Below are 21,059 nucleotides of genomic sequence, written 5' to 3'. Positions count from 1 at the left end.
GGTAATTTTTTTGAACGGACATTTCTTATCCAGATGATCTTTGTTTGCCTAACCAGAGGTGCTAATTCAACATCCACTAAACAAAACGAGTGATTAACGTGTTGATGCAAGCCCGGCAATCACCAGCCTGGAATAATCAAACACTATAAATACATACCAATTGTTTTCGGGTGATAGAACCCTCTGAGGGATATCCAAACGCATTGTTCATATATTCAATGTTATCTATGATTACTCTGCGATTAACATGACTGTGGCCGTAGAGATGAATGTGCCGGTTGCTGCGGATTGCCCGAATCTGTTGATCCAACAGGCTACTTCCCAGAACAGGATAAATATATCGAAATCGCTGTGGTATCTGTGCAGGCATGATATCTATTCGTGGCAGAAAGTGTGAAAAAGAAATCACTACATCATTGCTGACGGTGGTCGCTTCGCGATTAAACTGTAAGAAGTAATTGGTTATGCCACTTGCGTTCATACCGCCTGGCCATCGGCAGGCGTTAAAGTCCACCCAGCTTTGTAGCAGCTCTTCATTGGGGAATCCAAAGGAATAATCGTACCAGCCAAAAAATGGAACAATCGATAGATTGCCATGGTGGTAAGCATCCATACTGATCGAGTTGTCTCTGGCCAATTGCAACAATGTGTCAAATTTTTCCAAGGAGTTCATGCCCTTGTTGCGAATGACCCAAAGCTCGTGATTTCCCGGAACAAAAAAAACTTTTAAAAACTTGCGTTTTAAGGTGACAAAACACCATTCAACCAGTTCCAGACTATCGGATATATCTCCAGCCAGAATCAGCATGTCAGCCTGATATGTCGTATCAGACAGGTCCGCCAGCCAGTTTCTGTTTTCTTCATAATCTAGATGAATGTCAGATAGTGCAAAAATCCGCATTAAGACTCCTGGGATTCTGATAGATGATTGGCAATATGTATCAGGGTCACGATTTTTTTGTCCTCAAGCATTTTGAATTGACCGGATAACCGATCACCGGTTTTGAAAGTGTCACTCAAATTCTGATTGATTTTGAATTCAACCATACCGGTGTGCCAGTCAATTGTTTGCAGAGATATGGCTGAAAAATCAAAGTAATAACCAACATGCGGATATGCTGCTTTAAAGAAGCTTTCTTTCATCGAGAAGATCAGTGTAAAGACAGTATTCGGTGGTTCATTGCCTGCCTGCAAAACAAATTCATCAGGATTAATGACACTGTCCCGCAGGTTATCCGCCATTTCCGGTTCGACCACATCTTCAATATCAATACCAACGGCCATTGAGTATTGAGATCGTGCAGTCACTGCCATTGCATAGGCGTGACAATGACTGATCGAACCAATGATCCCTGATGGCCAGACAGGGTTGCGTCTTTCTCCCACCGGGATAAACGTGTCCCCTATCCCCCACTTCTGAAGCGATTTAAGCGCACAAAAACGACCAGCAATAAACTCCGACTTTCGCTTCGTGACCGCCTTCTGAATAAAGGCATGGTAATCAGAATTCAGTTCTGCAATCAGCCCATCATCATAGACGGAGACATCGAACTCTGTCTGGAAGATTGAGAGGAGATCGTTGTCGAACCATGATACCTGGACTGAGTTAACATAAAAGCTGTTCATATTAAAACCCTGCGTGAGCCCCAAAAAGCCCCGCATGATAGAGGGTGAATGTATAAGGGTGATCCCGGGCGCAAACGACACCCAGCTGAAACCTCTCTGTTTTTATAGTATTCGCCAGATGATCGCAACTACTGTGGAACTTTCCAGACCGGCTCATGTCTCAAATAATGACATTATGAAATGTGTGAGAAATCAGACCGTTCAGCACTATCAGGCACTCGTTTTCAGAATTTCGTGCCAGAATATATAACACAGTGAGTAGAAACCTGGATTTCCATGCCTCACCAGCGTAAAACCAGCCCACATAGCTGCCATATGGCTTGTGGGAAAATCATGATAAGGCGTTCAAAACATGCGACTTGCACCAACACTTGGAACATATGAATGAAAAAATTACTCCTATTGGCTGCGATAGCAGCGGTTGTCGTCTGTTTTTTCTATTTTGATCTCAATCAGTTACTGACTCTGGAGAGTTTAAAGTCCGGATTGTCAGAGTTTAAGTCCCGGCAGGCCGTACAACCGGTGCTCGTGGGTGGAGCATTTCTGGTGCTTTATGTGCTGATTACTGCGCTATCTTTGCCGGGAGCTGTCGTTATGACGCTGGCGGCTGGAGCCTTATTTGGTCTGTTCTGGGGAACACTGATCGCTTCTTTCGCCAGCTCAATAGGAGCTACCCTAGCTTTTCTGGCTTCCCGGTATCTGCTGAAAGATACGATACAAAAGCGCTTTGGTGACCGTCTGCAACCCATCAATGAAGGTATCCGAAAGGATGGTGTCTTCTATCTGTTTACCTTGAGACTGGTACCGGTTTTTCCGTTTTTTTTGATCAATCTATTAATGGGGCTGACGCCGATTCGCGCGGTGACGTTTTATTGGATCAGCCAGGTCGGCATGCTGGCAGGCACTCTGGTATATGTGAACGCAGGTACCCAGCTCGCTCAACTGGAAGGTTTGTCAGACATCCTGTCAGCATCGTTGCTGATATCGTTTGCGTTGCTGGGATTATTTCCCTTGGTCGCCAAGAAAATACTGAACGTTATCAAGGCCCGTCGGGTTTATTCCGGTTACCAGAAGCCCAAACAGTTTGACCGCAATCTGATTGTGATTGGCGCAGGTGCCGGTGGTCTGGTGGCCGCTTATATTGCGGCTGCGGTGAAGGCGAAAGTGACCTTGGTTGAAGCCCATAAAATGGGCGGTGACTGCCTCAATTATGGATGTGTCCCCAGCAAAGCGCTGATCAGAAGTGCAAAACTGGCACAGCAGATGCGGCAGGCACAACATTATGGATTGGACAATGTCGAACCGGGATTTTCATTTCGCCGAATAATGACTCGGATTCAAGAGGTGATTCGCGCCATAGAGCCCCACGACAGCATCGAACGGTATGAAGGTCTTGGGGTTGAGGTCATTCAGGGGTACGCCCGGTTGATTGATCCCTGGACAGTGGAAATCACTCATAACGATGGTAACACTCAGCGTCTCACCAGCCGCGCTATTGTTCTGGCCACTGGAGCCCGCCCCTTTGTGCCGCCGCTGCCAGGCATTGAAGACGTTGGTTATGTCACCAGCGATACGCTGTGGGAACAGTTTGCGCAACTGGATAATCCCCCTCGCCGACTGGTGGTACTGGGCGGCGGTCCAATCGGTTGTGAACTGGCACAGAGCTTCGCCCGTTTAGGCTCTGCCGTCACTCAGGTGGAAATGGCCTCCCGGATTATGATACGTGAAGACGAAGAGGTCTCGGAGCTGGCCCGGGTAAGTTTGCAGCGTGACGGAGTCACTGTATTGACCGGATACAAGGCCCTTCGATGCGAAAAAACATCCGATCATAAATACCTGATTGTGGAGCATAACGGTGAAGAGCAATCGATTGAATTTGATGCCCTACTCTATGCAGTTGGCCGGGTGGCAAGGCTGGAAGGATATGGCCTCGAAGAGCTGGGTATCGAAACTGACCGCACGATCGTCACCAACGATTATCTGGAAACCCTGTATCCGAATATCTTTGCGGCGGGTGATGTGGCTGGGCCATATCAGTTTACCCATACGGCTTCCCATCAGGCCTGGTATGCAGCGGTGAATGCATTGTTTGGGCAATTTAAAAAATTCAAAGTCGATTATCGGGTCATTCCCTGGACCACCTTTATCGATCCCGAAGTGGCCCGGGTTGGGCTTAATGAACAGGAAGCCCAAGCAAAAGGGATCGCCTACGAGGTAACCCGCTACAACCTGGATGACCTGGATCGGGCCATTGCAGACGGTGCCGCCAGAGGTTTTGTCAAAGTACTCACAGAACCTGGCAAAGACAAAATCCTCGGAGTAACCATGGTTGGTGAACACAGTGGCGAGCTGATGGCGGAATTCGTGCTGGCAATGAAACACGGGCTGGGACTAAACAAGATCCTGGGGACGATTCACACCTACCCCACCTGGTCGGAAGCCAACAAATATGTTGCCGGCGCATGGAAACAAGCCCATGCTCCACAACGGATACTGGCCTGGCTGAAAAAATACCATCACTGGAGAAGAGGGTGATTCAGCTCAAGCCTGTTGTTCCGGCAAGTCCACGGGTTCTCCTGATCAGAGGCGTCAGACTACTGCTCTGTCACTTTCTCCGCTTTACCTACTGTTGGAGGACGGACTTCCGGTTCTTTTGATCCTGCTTTCTGGTCCTTATCAGATTTACCAAAGATACTGCCCGTGAGCTCCTTTATTTTATCTTTGATCTTGTGAAACAGGTTTTTTGATTGATCTTTGACGTTGTTTTCCATGGGAATACTCCTGTGATGTATTTCAGCTGATTGCCCATGAAGCCTTGTTTGGGTGAAACATCAGCGTTTGCATACTGAAATGGGGTTTAGTCTGAAACTGTGCCTGTCACCGATATCAGTAAAACCGTCAATGGATGCCACGCACCGTACTGTGAAATGACAGTGATCAATGGCAGTACTGAACCATATGAAATATCTGCAGGTTTATCCTGCACGCCATCACTTAACGTGTCGGTGCGGTAGCGCACTTTGAATCGTGCTTTTAATGGATGGCATACTATTTGTGTGCGAGGAGGCGTAGCATAGATGACCCGCACCCTACATACCTCAGTCAAATTTGACGCATAACGCGGAGGTCTGCATGACAGTCCCCACCAAAACACCCTCTCCTGATCAAAATCAATTACTAATGGCGTTGTCTCTCGATATCCGCCAACGTCTTTTTCCGCAACTTACACTGGTTAATCTGGCGTTGGGTAAGGTGCTGTATGAATCCGGCGATGCACAACATTATGTGTATTTTCCCATCACCAGCATCGTGTCATTGTTGTATGTACTCGAAAATGGCGCATCCGCAGAAATTTCCGTTGTGGGGAATGAAGGTATCATCGGTGTCGCGCTGTTCATGGGCAGTGACAGCTCTCTCAATCGCGCGGTTGTGCAAAGTGCCGGTCTGGCCTATCGGTTATCAAGACAACATCTGAAGGACGAATTCCATAAGCACGGTGATCTTCTACTGTTGCTGTTACGCTATACGCAATGTCTGATCACGCAAATGGCTCAGACCGCTGTTTGTAATCGACATCACAGCATCCTTCAGCAACTATGCCGCTGGTTATTGTTATCTCTGGATCGTTTGCCTGGTAATCAATTAAATATGACGCAGGAGCTGATCGCCAACATGCTGGGTGTGCGCCGTGAAGGCGTTACCGAAGCTGCGGGCAAACTGCATAAGCTGGGCATCATCAATTACAACCGTGGCCAGATTACAGTGCTGAATCGCAACAAACTCGAGCAACTCAGTTGCGAATGCTACGCCGTCGTCAAAAAAGAAACCGACCGGCTGTCACCGGCATTGTCAGCCTGAGACCAGCTTGTCTTCCTTATGAAAGCGCCGCTATAAACGCAAAGCGGCATCTGCAAGACTGATGGGCGGACTCATTTGCCGAGGTAATACGGCATTCCACAGCACAATAACCGGCGTTTCGAGGTGCTGGGGGTTGAACGCCAGAATACTGATGGACGCCACTGCCAACGGAAAGTGCTCCGCGGTCGCTAATGGCAATCCGATCCAGCGAACTGCGACTGTGCTGCCAAAGTGACCATGGGAAAACAGCGCCACATTGCCATGATAACTGCGTAGCCGGTCAATAAGGCGGTCAGCACGCTCACCAACCTGTGCCGGTGTTTCTCCCTGCGGACAACCATTCTGAAACAGATTCCACGCCGGTCTTTGGTGTCGAATCTCCACCGAAAGCAACCCTTCATAATCGCCATAATCCCATTCGTCCAGATCCGGGTCGATATCGGCTCGTTCGCTCAATTGAGCAAGCCGGCACGTTTGCCGCGCGCGCAAACGCGGGCTGGTGAATACATGGGTGAATGGAATATCGCGCAGACGTTGCGCTAATTCCTGTGCTTCCACCTGGCCGTTTGGCGTCAGCGCAATCTCTGTGTGACCGGTGTAACGACGATTCAATATCCAATCGGTCTCAGCATGACGGATCAGATAAATGCGCAGTGGTGAAACGAGGCCAGTGATACTCATAAGGTCTTCCTCGTGGTTTTTGTAAGTTCAGAATGTGTCTGATCCCCGGCAGATACAACATGCTGCAGGAAGACTTCCACCTGATGTGGTTGCTGGTCATCCGTCAAAGGAATACAGGGTTGCACCAGCGTCACACCATCCAGAGTAATGCTCATGCCATTGCTGTCAGCAACCGTTTGTGTGACCACAATTTCATAGACGGTGTTGCCAAAACGATAGTGGATTGAATAGGTCGTCCAGTGTTCCGGCAGACAGGGACGAATGCGTAAATTATCAGCCTCCCGCGTCAGACCCAGCAGCGACTCCAGAATCAGACGATACAGCCAGCCTGACGAACCTGTGTACCAGGTCCACCCCCCTCGCCCGTTGTGAGGTGAAACGCCATAGACATCGGCGGCCACCACATAGGGTTCGACTTTGTAAATCGCCACATCCTGGGGAGTCTGACCATGATTAATCGGGTTGATCAGGTTCAACAGCTCCCACGCGCGGCTGTCATCCAGAGCGGCAAATGCCATAGCTGCCCAGATGGCGGCATGAGTGTATTGACCGCCGTTTTCCCGCACGCCGGGGACGTAACCTTTGATGTAACCGGGATTCATGTCCGAACGATCAAAGGGCGGGTCGAGCAACTGAATCAGTTTATGATCGCGCCGTACCAGATGCTGATCCAGTGCATCCATTGCAATACGGCAGCGCTCATCGTCACCCGCGCCCGACAACACCGACCAGCTCTGGGCGATGGAATCGATACTGCATTCGGGATTGACCGCAGAACCCAATGGCGTACCGTCATCAAACCAGGCACGACGATACCAGCCACCATCCCAGGCATGCTGTGCCAGATTGGCGCGCAGCTTTTTGGCCTCGGAGCGGCAGCGGCCGGCAAATCCGGGATCATCATGCCCTTCAGCCAGTTCGGCGAACCCCTGCAATACCTGATACAACAGGAAGCCCAGCCATACACTTTCACCCTGACCGTGAATACCCACCAGATTCATGCCGTCGTTCCAATCGCCGGAACCCATCAGTGGCAGCCCTTTTTCGCCAAAGTTCAGGCCGTGTTGAATGGCACGCACACAATGCTGATACAGGCTGGCGGTTTCGTTGCCGGCGACCGGCAGGTCATAGTAAGACTCTTCATCGTCATTCAGTGGACGACCATCGATAAATCCAACCATTTCATCCAGGATGCCGGTATCACCAGTACCAACAACATAGCGGCAGACGGCCAGCGGTAACCACAGATAGTCATCCGAGCAGCGGGTCCGTACACCTCGTCCCAGAGGTGGATGCCACCAGTGTTGAACATCGCCCTGAGAATACTGTCGACTGGCACATTGCAACAGATGTTGACGTAACAGTTCCGGTTGCGCATGCATCAGCGCCATTGCATCCTGCAACTGATCACGAAAACCGAAAGCACCACCAGATTGATAAAAACCACTTCGGGCCCAGAAACGGCAGGCCATTGTCTGGTACACCAGCCAGCCGTTGGCAAGCAGATTGAGGGCTACATCAGGAGTATCCACCTGTACCGCACCCAAGGTGCGTTGCCAGTATTGCTGTACCTGCTTCAGCGCTGCCCGGGCGGTACCGGATCGTCGCAGACGTTGGGCCAGTGCACGGGTCTGTGGCAGATCCTGCCCGGCTCCCAACCGAAAAATGATGTCACGGACCTGACCATCCAACAGTTCGAACGGCACCTGGATCGCGCCACAGGGATCGAGCGCTGCGCCCAGCCGACCAGATAAATGTGCTCGTTTCAGAGCTTCGGGGCGACGCAACGTCCCATTACGGCCAAGAAATTCTGTACGGTCACCCGTGAGTGTGCGCGACAGATCGTCCACATCGAAAAATGCCACCCGAGTGCCAAATTCTGTGCTGTAGGCATTACGGGCAAACAGGGCCCCACTGTCGGCGTCGATTTCTGTGACCACGTGGAGGGCAGATTTCGACCGCAGATCACCCAGTACCCATTCCACATAACCAGTCGCAGATAAGCGCCTTGGGCGGCCCGATAGATTGCGCACCTTCAGAACCGAATATTTCACGCTGTCATGCAAATCCACATAAACGCAGAGTTCGGTCTGAATACCGTTTTCCGTATGTTCAAAAATGCTGTAGCCAAAACCGTGACGACTGACATAGGGCGTGGCTCCCCTGCTCGGCTGTGGCGACGGTGACCAGTAATAGCCAGTATCCTCATCCCGCAGGTACAGAGCCTCACCGCCAGATGCACCGACCGCGTCTTCGCTCCAAGGGGTCAGGCGGTATTCATGAGCATTCTCACTCCAGGTGTAGGCCAGCCCGCTTTCTGCCACCACGCTGCCAAAATGTGGATTGGCCAGTACATTCACCCAGGGTGCAGGAGTCTGGTGATCCTGACTGGTGGTTATTATATATTCACGGCCATCGGCGCTGAATCCACCGACACCGTTACCCAATAACAGGTCTTTTCTGGGTCTGCCGGACGGATCGGCAGACTTATAGCGCAGCGTCCGGGTGGTAGCCAGCGCCGGTACCCGACGTTCCGCCAGCTGACGCCGGTTCACCTGTTCTTCCAGTGTGCCCCGATTGTCGGACAGGATGGCACGCGCGACGGCCTGTAACAAAATGCGGTCTTCACTGGAAATCTGTTCGGCCGAGCGAACGAAGATACCTCCCGGCCGGTCTATGGCATGCGCTTCGATGCCGGTGGCAATCAGTCCCATGATCTGGTCCTGTAGGCGTTGGCGGTAGCCAATGTGGTCCTCATTCCAAATAACCAGATCCACCATCAGCCCTTTCAAACGCCAGTAGGCATGGCACTGAATCAGCTGTCGGGCCAGTTCAATATGATCACTGCTGGCGATTTTCAGTAAGACGATGGGCAGATCACCGGAAATGGCATATCCCCACAGGCCGGACTGGCTGCGGCGATTCTGCATCAGTACTGAGGAGTCAGACCGCAATACCGCGTTTGCGTACAGGATGGAGCTGGCCAGGCGGCGATACAAACTGGCATCGCCCTCGCTGGCGTTGATCTGACGCAGAATAACACCACTGTGGGTCCAGGCCAGATCCAGCACGCGGTTGGTCAGATGCCGGTCCTGATATTTGCCGATCAGGGCCAGACAGGCGTCACGGCTGTGCGCCACGCCCGTCACAAGATCCAACGTGATGGTTTTTTCGGTCGTGAGACTGAACGGGCACCGGATGGCAACGATGGGATCCAATACCGAACCCTGGTTACCAGACAATTCGCCGGTTTTTCTCAATGCCTGCGGTGCCACCAGCGTGCGGCCTCGACCGATAAAACACATGCGGTCGGTCTCAGCAGACATTTTGCCGATGTCAAAATCTTCATCATTGCCATGCACCGCCAGCAGCTGAAACATGTATGGGGCTTTGTCATCGATGGAACGGGGTCGCCGGGTACAAATGATTGCGTTGGCTCCGGGCAGAATCTCCGTCTGTACAAACAGATTGCTGAATGACGGCTGCATCATGTCTGCAGCCACGGGGGCCAGCACAACTTCCGCATAACTGGTCACCTCCAGCGATCGTCGCTCAGATGAACGGTTGGTGATACGTACCCGACGCAACTCGATATCGTCTTCCGGTGATACTACGATTTCAGAATGGGTTTCGATGTCCTGATCACGACGGCGATATTCGGCACGCCCTTCAGAGAACAGCGCACTGTAAGACTGGGCATTTTTGAGTGTGGGTTGATGGGTGGCTGACCAGAACTCCCCACTGCCGGTGTCGCGCAGATAAATGAACGAGCCCCAGTTATCGCAGGTGGTATCTTCGCGCCAGCGGGTAACGGCCAGATCCTTGCAACGGCTGTATCCACCGCCTGCGTTAGTCAGCATCACGTGATATTGACCATTGGACAGCAGTTGCACTTCCGGTGTCTGGGTGTCCGGCCCGACCGCAGCAAATACAGAATTTTCCGCAGCTTCAAACAGGGCACCCGCCTCTGCATTCTCATCAATGAGGGGTTGAAAAATGGTCGCTTTGGGGATTTTTTCCTGCAGCAACAGCAGCGCCGACTGACACAGCGGATCAGATTCGAAGCGGCGCTGCATGGGTCGATCCAGCAGACGAAATGCCAGGGCCAGCAGACTCATACCCTGGTGGTGGGCCATGAACGAACGCACCACTACACTGGTCTGATTCCGTGTTAAGCGCGCGGGGGTATAGTCGACGGCTTCGTACATTCCGTAACGGCCTTCCAGGCCATTAGCCGCCAATCGTTGCAAATTGGCACAGGCAGCCTCCGGAGCCACCATCAGAGCCAGTGCCGATGCATACGGCGCGATAACCAGATCTTCTGCCATGCCGCGCTTCAGCCCAAGACCCGGGACACCAAAAGCGTGATACTGATAGTTGAGGCCGGCATCAATGCTATTGTATCCGGATTCCGACACTCCCCAGGGCACTGAACACTGTTGTCCGTAAGCAATTTGCCGCGCCACGGCAGCGCGACAGGTCTGGTCCAGCAATGTGCCTGCATAGCTGGGCATGACCAGCATCGGCATCAAGTACTCAAACATCGAGCCACTCCAGGAGACCAAGACCGGATCGCCACCAGCGGTGGTCAGCAGACGACCCAGTGCAAACCAGCTTTCCTGCGGCACCTGCCCCTGGGCAATGGCAACAAAACTGCACAACCGCGCTTCCGATGCGAGCAGATCATAAAAACCGGCATCACGGCGCAACTCATCGACGTTATAACCGACGGCGAGCAGATGTCGCGTGTTGTCGTACAGAAAATCATATTCCATGGCCGCAAACCCATTCGCCTGCTGCGCCAGTTGAGCCGCCTGCGAGATTCGCCGGGTCAGATACTCATTCCCCGTGTGAGTCAGTCTGCGTAGCAGGGTCAGCCAGGCACTTTCGTCAGGAGTCATAGGGTCTTGCAGGCGGGTGTCAATGGCTATCAATTGCGCTGTGCTGCGTTTTGTCAGTTCACCCAAGGTAGGAATGTCCGCATCTTCGACGAACATCGATAGACTGCCAGGCGCCTCAGACATAGTCAGCCAGGGTGCGAGCAAATTCAAATCCTGCAACGCACAATGACATTGTTTTTGCAGGTCATCGGCCCAGGTACGGGCCTCGGTTTCAGGGGCAAGACTGGCAGCCAACTCATCGATACATCGAATCAGGGACGTCAGTTGCTGACTGGCGGCGCTGAGATTAGCGGGCGGATGAGCGCAGGCAGCATCCAATATATTACGCACCGGTTCGAGCACCATTTCTGCATCGGATCCCAGAGCCATTTCCCTGTCAATATCGGCCACAATACCCTGCTCGACGATATCCAAAGTGGTGGCGAGTCCGGTCAAAAAGCGCGGATGCAGGACTTTCTGTTCCGGCAGATCCTGCAAGGCAACTCTCAGGGTGAGTAAATGTCCGGCCAGATTGCCACTGTCGACGGAGGAGATGTAATGAGGATGCAGGGGCAGCAGAGTCTCGGTGTCATACCAGTTGTAGAAATGACCCCGATGCCGTTTCAGCTGATCGAGCGTGTTAAAGCAGTCGGCGGTGCGTTGCAGTAGTACTCCGGCCGGAATGAAACCAAAATCACAAGCTGTCACATTGGCGAGCAGCGACAGGCCGATGTTGGTGGGTGATGTGCGATGCGCAACCACCGGGCCGGGGTGCTCCTGAACATTGTCTGGTACCAGCCAATGATCATCGGCACCGGCGAAGTGATCAAAATAGGCCCAGGATTTTCGGGCAATGCGTTGTAAAAAGCGGGTCTGTTCGGAGTTCAGGGTTACCTCAAGATCCGGTTGCGGCAGGCTTAGCCACCAGGCTAATCCAGGTGCCACAAACCAGAGCGCGAGAAGCGGCAATGGAGTCAGTACCTCAGGTCTCAGCAACAGCAGGCCAACCACGTTCAGGGCTGCCAGCGCCGGTGCCGCCCACAAGATGCAGACAAACCCCGCGATACCTGTTCCGTAACGATTTTGCTGCTCAGCAAAGGTGGATGTGGACCATTCCAGCAGGCCTTGATGACGGAACAACATGCGTCCTGCGCTGCGCAGAATGGCCGCCAGATTGAACACTGCTTCGTGTGGCAGGCAGGCTAGTCGAAATACCGCCTGACCCAAGCTGTGGCCGGTGCTGTCCAGTATGGCGTGCAAATGATGCTTCCATAGCATCCCCTTGGGTTTGGAGCCGCCGGCCAATAGCCCGGCCAGCACTGGCGGTAGCAGTAAGATAGCCACGGCAGCAAGGGTCCAGACGCCGGTATCCGGCATCACCCACCAACCTGTGAGTAAGAGCAGCAACAGCACCAATGGCTCTACGCTGCGGCGCAGATTGTCAAAAATTTTCCAGCGTGACAGTGCCGACAATGGATTTCTGACGGTGCGGCCTTCGGGTCCGGGCACCCATGGCAACAGCCAACGGGCAATTTGCCAGTCGCCCCGGATCCACCGTTCACGCCGGCACATGTCGGTATCGTAACGTACCGGATATTCCTCATATAATTGCACGTCACTGAGCAGGCCCGAGCGTGCATAGCAGCCTTCCAGCAAATCGTGGCTGAGAATGCGGTTTTCCGGCAGTTGATTTTTTAAGACCTGATCAAAAGCATCCACATCGTAGATGCCCTTGCCGATAAAAGATCCTTCGCCAAACAAATCCTGATACACGTCCGACACCGAACGGGTGTAAGGGTCAATACCAGGCTCCTCGCCACACAACCGGGCATAGCGGGACCGATTTGTGCCCGCCAGACTGGCCGCCATGCGTGGCTGCAGAATGCCATAACCGCTGCAGATCCGCCGTTTGTTGCCGTCGAAACGGGGGCGATTAAGCGGGTGCGCCATGGTCGCAACGAACTGGCGTGCCGAATCGCGTGGTAATTGGGTGTCGGTATCCAGCGTGATCACATATTTCACGGTCGACAGTGCGCCGATTTGGCCAACGATCAGACTGAAATATTTATCCCCGCAGCCACGCAACAATGCATTCAGATCTGCCAGCTTACCGCGCTTGCGTTCATACCCCATCCACATCCGCTCCTGTCGATTCCAGCTGCGCGGACGATGGAGCAAAAAGAAACGGTCCTCCCTGATGGTGGCGGTTGGCGGACTCCGGTATTTTGCATTCAGTTTTTCAATGCCGATGCGTGCCTGCTGCAACAGCGCGTTGTCTTCGTTGCGGTGGTCTTCCTGCGCATCACGAAAATCTGTCAGTAGCGCGAAATGTATATGGGCATCGCGGTTGCCGAGAAACCGTACTTCCAGCGCTTCCAACAGACACTCAGTGTCGCGGATGCTGCGCAGAAGGGTGGGAATCACAACCAGTGTGCACATCTCCCGCGGCAGTCCTCTAGCATAATCCATGCGTGGCAGCCGCTTAGGTTCGACCACTAGAGTGGCAATCCAGTTTACCAGCATCGATGCCAATTGACTGGACGCCAATGCCGCCAGTATGCCCAGGGTCGACAATCGCCAGCCCTCAATGCCGGCAGAGTATGCCAATCCCCACAGCAACGCGGTGAATATGGCGGTGAGTAGCGTAATGGCACTCAAGTACCAGATGAACGGCATCCGGATACCCCGCGTGCGTCGTAGCGACGCCAAAGGACCCGGCGCAGTCAGTGCATCATCCAACTGTGATCGTCCACGATCGATCAGATAAAAACCAACATGGGCCGCGGGCGCTTCACGACCATATTGCCGGGCCCCCTCAATAGCCAGTGTGAGGACGATATGTGTGATCTCGGCTTCGGAAAACGGAGTGCGTTTGGCGAGTCCATCAATGACCTGACGGTAGCGATCCCGCGTGGCGAAATCCATGCTGCCGTAAACCCCGCTACTGTCTTGCTGCAACAGTTGTTCGACACAGCTACTGTTTTCGACAAATTCACGCCAGTCCATGGCTCCCAGCCAACGCAGGCTGGCAATGGAATTGCTGATGGAGACCTGATCTGCCGCTTGCTGCTGATTCTCACTCTGTACCATTTGTTCAATCGTGAGACTGGACTCGGCCAGCCGTTGCTCGATCCAGCTCAATGGCAGAGCCAGTGCCGGCCCATGTCCCTGTAACCGGCGCGCAAGTTCTGCCACAAATGGACTGACCATGGGCGGATTGGAGCGTGCCATGTCAGCGATGATCAGGATCAAGCTTTTCGGATCGCGCTCAGCAACTTCCATCATCTGGCTGGCCCATAGCTGAGCTTGATTCAGATACAGACGCGCATCCGCGATATGGACACTGACACGACGCAGATTTTCGATCAGAGCCAGTCGTAACATGATCGGTATGGCCCACAGTTCTCCCAGTGTGAGCGGAGTGACCGTTTGGTAGGCCGCAACAAAACGATTCAGTATTTCGGCGTCTACCCGGCCATCACCGTGGGAAATGGCATTGAGTGCGATGTCATACACCCGTGGCAAACCCTGTGACACACCCTGTTCCAGCCGTGGCAGTTCTCGACTATAACCTTTCGGAAGGTGATGACGCGCGGTGCGGATTTGCTCTTCGATCAAATAGAAATTGTCCAGCAACCACTCACCTGCCGGCGCAATGCGTTGATGATCCTTGATGATGGTCATCAATAACCTGCAGGTCGCCGTCAATACTTGTTCGTTGGTAGCGAGTCGCTTGAGCAACAGATCCCGTTTGCAGAATGTGCGGGTAATGTGTGTCTTTGCCAGCGCCTTGCCGTGCTGTTCCATCTGGTCTGCACTGAACAACTCGGCCCTTAGCGGTGCCTGATCCGTGCCATTGACAGGCTTGAACCAGGTGCGGACGGTGTGTAATAAATTCCGGGGTATTATAGTTATGATCATTCCCTCATGAGAGAGTTGTTGAGCAGCACAGATCGTCATTCCTGTGCTGTCGGCCTGATATCAAGCCTGTTTGCCTTCAGAAGTGCCGTCATTTTGATGCTTCAGCAGGTATTCAAATTCGCCCGCTTCCAACGGGTGGCCAAAGTGAAAGCCTTGCCCTGTATCGCACTGTTGCGCTCGCAACATCATTAACTGCTGTCGATCTTCCACGCCCTTTGCAACCACCTGTTGTTTGAAATTGTGTCCTATGTCAATAACCGCACTGATGATCGCGGCGGCGTCGGGATTGGTGGCCATGTCATGCACAAATGCGCGGTCTATTTTTAAGGTGTCAATGGCGTAGTGCTTCAGGAAACTGAGACTGGAGTGGCCGGTACCGAAATCATCAATAACCAGACGTACCCCCATGGTCATCAGTATCTGGAGTGTCCGATGAAATGCTTCTGTATCCTGGGTCAACACCTGCTCTGTAAGCTCTAGTTTCAGATAATTCGCAGGTAAGCCGGTTTCCCTCAGAATGTTCGCCAGCTCGGTGATGAACTGTGAATGGCTCAGTTCTACCATGGAAACATTCACTGCCACCGGCACCGGTCGCAAACCAGCTGCCAGCCAACCGCTGAGCTGGATGCAGGTTTGGCGCAACACCCAGCGCCCAATCGGTACAATCAGGCCACTCTCTACAGAGACCGGTATAAAATGATCTGGGTGCACCAGCCCCTGTTCCGGATCCAGCCAGCGGATCAGGGCTTCTGCACCGGTCATGACACCTGATTTCAGATCAAACTGAGGCTGATAGTGCAGCACGAATTCCTGCTGTTTAAGCGCGCGCCGTAAATTATTTTCGAGCAACAAGCGCTGCATGACACAGTTGTTCATATCCACTCGAAAAAACTGGTAATTATTGCGGCCACTGGACTTGGCGTGATACATCGCGGTATCGGCGCTTTTCATCATGCTGTCGACACTGTCGCCATCGTTCGGGTAGACACTGATTCCGATGCTGACACTGACTTGTAGCTCGTGGGTACCAATAAAATGAGGCTGTGCCATAGCGGCCAGAATTTTGCCCGCCACCAGAGCCGCGTCCTGCGGATGCTCGATCTCCGTCAGCAAAATCACAAACTCATCACCACCGTGACGGCACACCGCATCTGACGCTCGTGCGCAGCTCTGCAACCGATCAGCTACTGATATCAACAGCTGATCACCAACCGCATGACCGAGGGAATCATTGATGTACTTAAAATAATCCAGGTCCAGAAACAATAAACCGACTTGTCTGTGGTGACGTTGAGCCTGCACAATGGCCAGCGCCAGACGCTCCTGCAACAGCAGCCGATTCGGCTTCCCGGTAAGAACATCGTGCTGGGCCAGATGTGTCATCTTTAAGGCCATCTCACGCGAAGCACCGACATCGTGAAACACCATTACCGCGCCCAACACCTGACCCTGGTGATTATGAATCGGCGCGGTGGAGTCCTCGATGGCTAATTCGAAACCGTCACGGCGAATCAGCATGCAATTGGCCACCAACCCAACCGCCTGATTCTCACGGATAGCGGCTTGCACCGGATTTTCTGCGATTTCTCGGGTTCTGCAGTCGATGATTTTTAATACCTCGGCCAGCGGCCGGCCAATTGCTTCTTCCTGATGCCAGCCGGTCATGGTTTCCGCCATCAGATTCAGATAAGTGACGATGCCCACCATGTCGGTAGCCACAACGGCATCACCGATGGAGTTGAGCGTTACCTCGGCCCGCTCATGGGCATTGAGCAGGACAGCTTTCGATTCGAGTAATATGTTTTCTGTCTGTTTGCGTTCGGCGACATAGCGAAGAGCTCTTGGCAGCCAATGGGAATTCACGAATTGCTTGCCCAGATAGTCATAGGCACCTTTCTTCATCAGTGCACGTGCAGTATCTTCAGTTTCTGGATTGCTGAGCGCTAGAATCAACGCTTCAGGAGCGGCTTCGAATAATGGAATGAATGCCTCCGGCCCCTCTGCGTCAGGTAGGGTAAGATCCAGTAAAATGATATCGAAACGCTCGGCAGGATTACCCTGACAACGCGCCAGACGCTGCACAGCAGCTGAGATTTGCGTTACCCATTGCACCCGGAAAACGCTGTTGTCGCCTTTCGCCAGAGCAAGCCGGATAAGTCTGGCGTCGCTTTCCTTGTCTTCCACCAACAGAACATTGACAGTATAGTTTTTCATCACCCGACCCTCACCGGTCCAGAATCAATCTAGTTGGACGCATGACACTTGAGTTGCCGTAGAAAAACGAAAGCTAGAGGTGCTTAGCCATGGGCCAATTTTGCCAATAGCACATTCACACCCTGAATATTCTCTGCAAGTGTAACCACCAAGGCCTACTCGACATCGCTGTCGACCATGCCTTTCAATGTCACAACTCTGTTTAAAAAGTCTCAATCGGAGTTGTTGGCTCGACTGGAATGCAGACAGGCGGATCTGGCCTCAGTTGCGATCCAGTTATCGGACATGATGATGCCCGTCTTCATAGCCACTGCCGGCCTTTAGGCTTGTCGGCTAATTATCTGCCGCCAATACGTGCCGCGCCTTTTATCATTTCGTCAACGGCGATGCGGGCTTATGCGCTTTAGAACAGTCTTTTCTGCAACCTGGTTCACTATCCTGATAAATCCCCCTGCGCTCGGGGCTAACGCTGTGCTGCATGTACATTTGGTGGTAACGATAATCGTGACATTTTCTGTTCTGTCACTGTCACCTTTAATATGTGCAAGCGTTAGAGAATTTGTTTGCAGGTTATATAGATGATTGAATCTCAGGTTGGCGGCCCTGCTTACATTTCCGTAGTGAACCAGCACCGGAATCTCCATCACACTCAGATACTCTGGCTCAGGGTACAACTTGTCCTGATCAGAGATTTCCAAGCGCGCCGGTCATTTATGTGAATGTAGAATTCAGACCAGAAGCAAACCAAAAAATTAAGCGGTACCCGGTAATCTTTTTGCCTAATACCAAAAGAAACTTACTATTTGTTCTGGGCAAAAAACTTTTTAACCTGTTTTTCCGCGTCTTCGCGAGTAATGGCATAACGTTCCTGTACCAACCCGGTCAGTTTGGTCTGATGACCGACAACCTTAGTCAACTCGCCCTCAGTCAGTTTACTCCATGTGGTCTTGGCCGCACCCACTTGCTTCTTCCATTTGCTCTTGATTTCATCGTTTGTGTGCGTACTCTGTTGTTGCTGTTGCTGTTGCTGCGTAATAAGTCTCATTTGGATCTCCTTCCAATCCCGCTTCCGTGTTGTTACGGACCATCGGAGCCACCACCTTATAGGGTTAGGTAGCAGTCGTCGGTGCGGTGTCGCACTTAAGGCAATACATTTCCCAAATGACTTTTCTGTTCTTCAGCAAAGGCTATTTGTTTATTTTTGGAATTCATCGTTGTCACATAAATGCAACATGAATAGAGGCCTATCTCTGGTTGGTCAGGTTCTTAAAAGATTTTTCAAAAATTTCTGACACATCTGCGGTTAGGCGTGATGCACTGAAACGGGTAAGAGAAAAACGGTCTGCATGGTGTATAAACCATTATGCGGATATCAGAGTGAGGCGCTTTTTTTGCGTTTCGTCGCGAAACAACAGCGAAATAAATCTGACTAACTTGTAACTTGGTTTGTTAACCATTGCTTGAATGCAAATGCTTAAGAATACTCCCCATTAAGCGATTTATTGACGAATAACGACTTTCAGAAGCCGAAAGAATCGTTGCTTCTGATTGAATATACTTACCCTCAACAAGCTCATTTCGACAATTTTCGACAATCGCTTGTGCTGAAGCAGGTGTTGTTTCTAGGTGGAACTGTAGGCCAATAACGTTGCTGCCTATTTGGAATGCTTGGTTTTTGCATCCTTTACTTTTTGCTATTCGTACAGCCCCTTTTGGAAGACTGAATGTTTCACCATGCCAATGGAAGACTTCTGTTTTCTCTGGAAAACGGAAAACTGAAGAGCATTCTGATTCAACGGCTTCAACTGGAAACCAGCCAATTTCTTTTTCTACGTTTGAAAAAACTTCACCACCCATTGAGTTCGCAATGAGTTGTGCACCAAGGCAGATCCCAAGAACAGACTTTCCTGCCTCAACCGTTTCTTTAATAAATTTCTTCTCATCTATAAGCCAAGGGTACTCAGCTTCATCGTTAACACTCATCGGTCCACCCATAACAATGAGCAAATCAAAGTCATTTATACTAGGGATAACGCCTGAATTGAAAAACTGAGTGCTCGATATTTCGTAGCCTGCATCCTGGAGCCAAGATTCTATACTGCCTAAACCTTCGAAGGGTACATGCTGTAAATAATGTGCTCGCATATCAAATCCTACTTTTTATGGTTAGCGCCCGTGTTTAGGTGTAAGTAATACGGTTACCCACCTTGAAACTAAAATACCAAGTATTACCATTCACTCTTAAACGCTTTTTTATCCGTAATTTACCGTATACTTAACCTGAATATAGTCATTTGGAAATGCTCGCGTGCTGGCTCCTTTTAACTTGATAGGGTGAGAGGTTTCACCAAAAAGTGGAATACCACCGCCAAGAATAACGGGAGCTTTTGTAATGATAATTTCGTTAATCAGTTGAAGGTTTAGAAACGAGGTGATCGTTGCGCCACCGTCAATATAAGCGCTTTTATAACCCTCCCTATCGAGCCTATTTACAAGAGCCAAAATGTCTCCCGAATACATTTCAACTTTATCCCGTAAATTTTCAGGGGCAACCTTAACAGAATGACTTAGCGCATAAACTTTTCTGTTTCCATAAGGCCACTGCTCAGGAGAAAGATTAAAGCCACCAAGAGTCTCCATACACTTACGGCCCATAATCATACAATCCACCGAAGAGATAAAGTCATTAAATCCCATATCGGGACTTTCACTCATATCTGCATCTTGGTTGCCTGAGTTATGAAGCCAGTCCACACCTCCTTCAGGTGTCGCGATATAACCATCAGCGCTAGTGGCAATAAATGCAGAACACTTCATCTGTAATTTCAACCTCAAAACTATGATTTACTTATAACACTAAGCTAGGTGGCTAACAAAATTAGTACTCAACGCTATTCGCTACCATAAACACCGCACTCAAATACATTAAAACTGTGGAATGTTTGTTAATCCATCTAAGTGCATTTTCATATATCTAAGGGGCCTCTGAAAAATAGTCCATTTTTCAGAGGTTCCCTAATGTTTACCCCAAACACTTCGAATACTAATACTATTAAAACCCACAGACTTGCAATTATTGCAGCTAGTACTACTTGGCATTACGTCAGTTAAAAGCACCTTAATACCCAAGTCTATTGCATCTTCGATTCGAACTCTCAGCAAAGCCGTTTGACACCCATTAGATCGATAGTTCTCTTGCGTATATGCATTAGCTAATATTGCATACTCATTTTCGATAAAGCTCGTTGCCCAGGCACAAGGCTTATTATTTAATTTTGCAACATAGCAACGAAAGGTCTCGGTACAATAATGTGAACGCTTTTTTTCCCAAATTTCATCTGTGCACTCTAGACCTGATGTTTTGAGCAAAGCTAAAAATTCATCGACATGACTTTCGTCCCAGCGTTCAATGGAAATTGACTCTGAAACCTCTTTGGAGGCAACGTAGTTTGATGCCAGCAACTCAAGAAACTCTTGCTCATAAACTGGCTCGAATCCACGACTGGATAGCCACGTTTGCAACTCATCCGTATTTGCCTGAGGCTCAATAGAAACTTCTGGTGAACAGCCATCACTAAATAGTTGTAGATGTCCCTCTAAATCTTCTGTTTTACAGACATCACGGATGATAATCTGATTATCGTACCTACGTGTTTTGTCGACAAAGATAGAACAACCATCAGCTTCAGTCACCGAGAGTTCACTGGGTAATTCCGTTGACAAAGTTCGCTGATTATTAAAACGAAAGTAAGAGCTATATACATCTTGTACTCTTTTTTCTTGCATTATTCCCTCTAAATTTAATGAAATATAACGTTCTTAAACAATTGCACAATTGCATTCAATACCTGCAGCGCAGCTGTTTAAGGCGAATATGGG

The 21,059-nt window shown here is 50.8% G+C and carries 12 protein-coding genes; 2 read left to right on the top strand and 10 right to left on the bottom strand.

The genetic code is table 11. The features are described from left to right. Positions 1-136 precede the first annotated feature (136 nt). Both ACQY6I_RS00965 and ACQY6I_RS00960 read right to left on the bottom strand, forming a co-directional pair. On the bottom strand, positions 137-901 hold the full coding sequence (locus tag ACQY6I_RS00965) for a metallophosphoesterase (RefSeq protein ID WP_428239596.1): 765 nt from the start codon (positions 899-901) through the stop codon (positions 137-139). After that, entirely contained in the window at positions 901-1,626 is a 726-nt protein-coding gene (locus ACQY6I_RS00960; RefSeq protein ID WP_428239595.1) for a 4'-phosphopantetheinyl transferase family protein, read from the bottom strand. Before ACQY6I_RS00960 ends, ACQY6I_RS00965 begins: the two co-directional genes overlap by 1 nt. Before the next feature lie 384 nt (positions 1,627-2,010). Here ACQY6I_RS00960 and ACQY6I_RS00955 point away from each other — a divergent pair, with 384 nt between their 5' ends. Then, positions 2,011-4,161 (top strand): FAD-dependent oxidoreductase, encoded by a 2,151-nt coding sequence (locus tag ACQY6I_RS00955; protein WP_428239594.1) that lies wholly within the window; start codon positions 2,011-2,013, stop codon positions 4,159-4,161. Positions 4,162-4,220: 59 nt separating this feature from the next. On the opposite strand, the gene ACQY6I_RS00950 is transcribed toward ACQY6I_RS00955, so the two are convergent. Continuing rightward, positions 4,221-4,397, bottom strand: a complete 177-nt coding sequence (locus tag ACQY6I_RS00950; RefSeq protein WP_428239593.1) for a hypothetical protein — start codon at positions 4,395-4,397, stop codon at positions 4,221-4,223. 361 nt (positions 4,398-4,758) lie between these two features. Between ACQY6I_RS00950 and ACQY6I_RS00945 the strand changes: the two genes are divergently transcribed. Continuing rightward, positions 4,759-5,484 (top strand): Crp/Fnr family transcriptional regulator, encoded by a 726-nt coding sequence (locus ACQY6I_RS00945; RefSeq protein WP_428239592.1) that lies wholly within the window; start codon positions 4,759-4,761, stop codon positions 5,482-5,484. Positions 5,485-5,514: 30 nt separating this feature from the next. Here the strand turns inward: ACQY6I_RS00945 and ACQY6I_RS00940 are convergent, their stop codons facing one another. The 7 genes from ACQY6I_RS00940 to ACQY6I_RS00910 form a co-directional block, all read right to left on the bottom strand. Next, the gene (locus ACQY6I_RS00940) at positions 5,515-6,165 is read right to left on the bottom strand and encodes a histidine phosphatase family protein (protein ID WP_428239591.1); all 651 of its coding nucleotides are present in this window, start codon (positions 6,163-6,165) and stop codon (positions 5,515-5,517) included. Beyond that, a complete protein-coding gene (locus ACQY6I_RS00935) occupies positions 6,162-14,966 on the bottom strand; it encodes a GH36-type glycosyl hydrolase domain-containing protein (protein ID WP_428239590.1) in 8,805 nt (2,934 codons plus the stop codon). The genes ACQY6I_RS00940 and ACQY6I_RS00935 overlap by 4 nt, the downstream gene beginning before the upstream one ends. A 60-nt stretch (positions 14,967-15,026) precedes the next feature. Beyond that, on the bottom strand, positions 15,027-17,180 hold the full coding sequence (locus tag ACQY6I_RS00930) for a putative bifunctional diguanylate cyclase/phosphodiesterase (protein ID WP_428239589.1): 2,154 nt from the start codon (positions 17,178-17,180) through the stop codon (positions 15,027-15,029). Positions 17,181-17,979: 799 nt separating this feature from the next. Then, positions 17,980-18,225: a CsbD family protein gene (locus ACQY6I_RS00925; protein ID WP_428239588.1), complete on the bottom strand. Its 246-nt coding sequence runs from the start codon at positions 18,223-18,225 to the stop codon at positions 17,980-17,982. Between the two features lie 404 nt (positions 18,226-18,629). Further along, positions 18,630-19,325, bottom strand: a complete 696-nt coding sequence (locus tag ACQY6I_RS00920) for a type 1 glutamine amidotransferase (RefSeq protein WP_428239587.1) — start codon at positions 19,323-19,325, stop codon at positions 18,630-18,632. A gap of 108 nt (positions 19,326-19,433) precedes the next feature. Beyond that, on the bottom strand, positions 19,434-20,009 hold the full coding sequence (locus ACQY6I_RS00915) for a dihydrofolate reductase family protein (protein ID WP_428239586.1): 576 nt from the start codon (positions 20,007-20,009) through the stop codon (positions 19,434-19,436). 186 nt (positions 20,010-20,195) lie between these two features. Further along, complete coding sequence (locus tag ACQY6I_RS00910; RefSeq protein ID WP_428239585.1) at positions 20,196-20,966, bottom strand: GNAT family N-acetyltransferase; 771 nt, start codon at positions 20,964-20,966, stop codon at positions 20,196-20,198. Between the last annotated feature and the right edge of the window lie 93 nt (positions 20,967-21,059).

The sequence above is a fragment of the Gynuella sp. genome (genome assembly GCF_050297175.1).
GTDB lineage: Bacteria > Pseudomonadota > Gammaproteobacteria > Pseudomonadales > Natronospirillaceae > Gynuella.
Note: the sequence above shows the minus strand (reverse complement) of the source record. Positions and strands in the feature narration are given on the sequence as shown.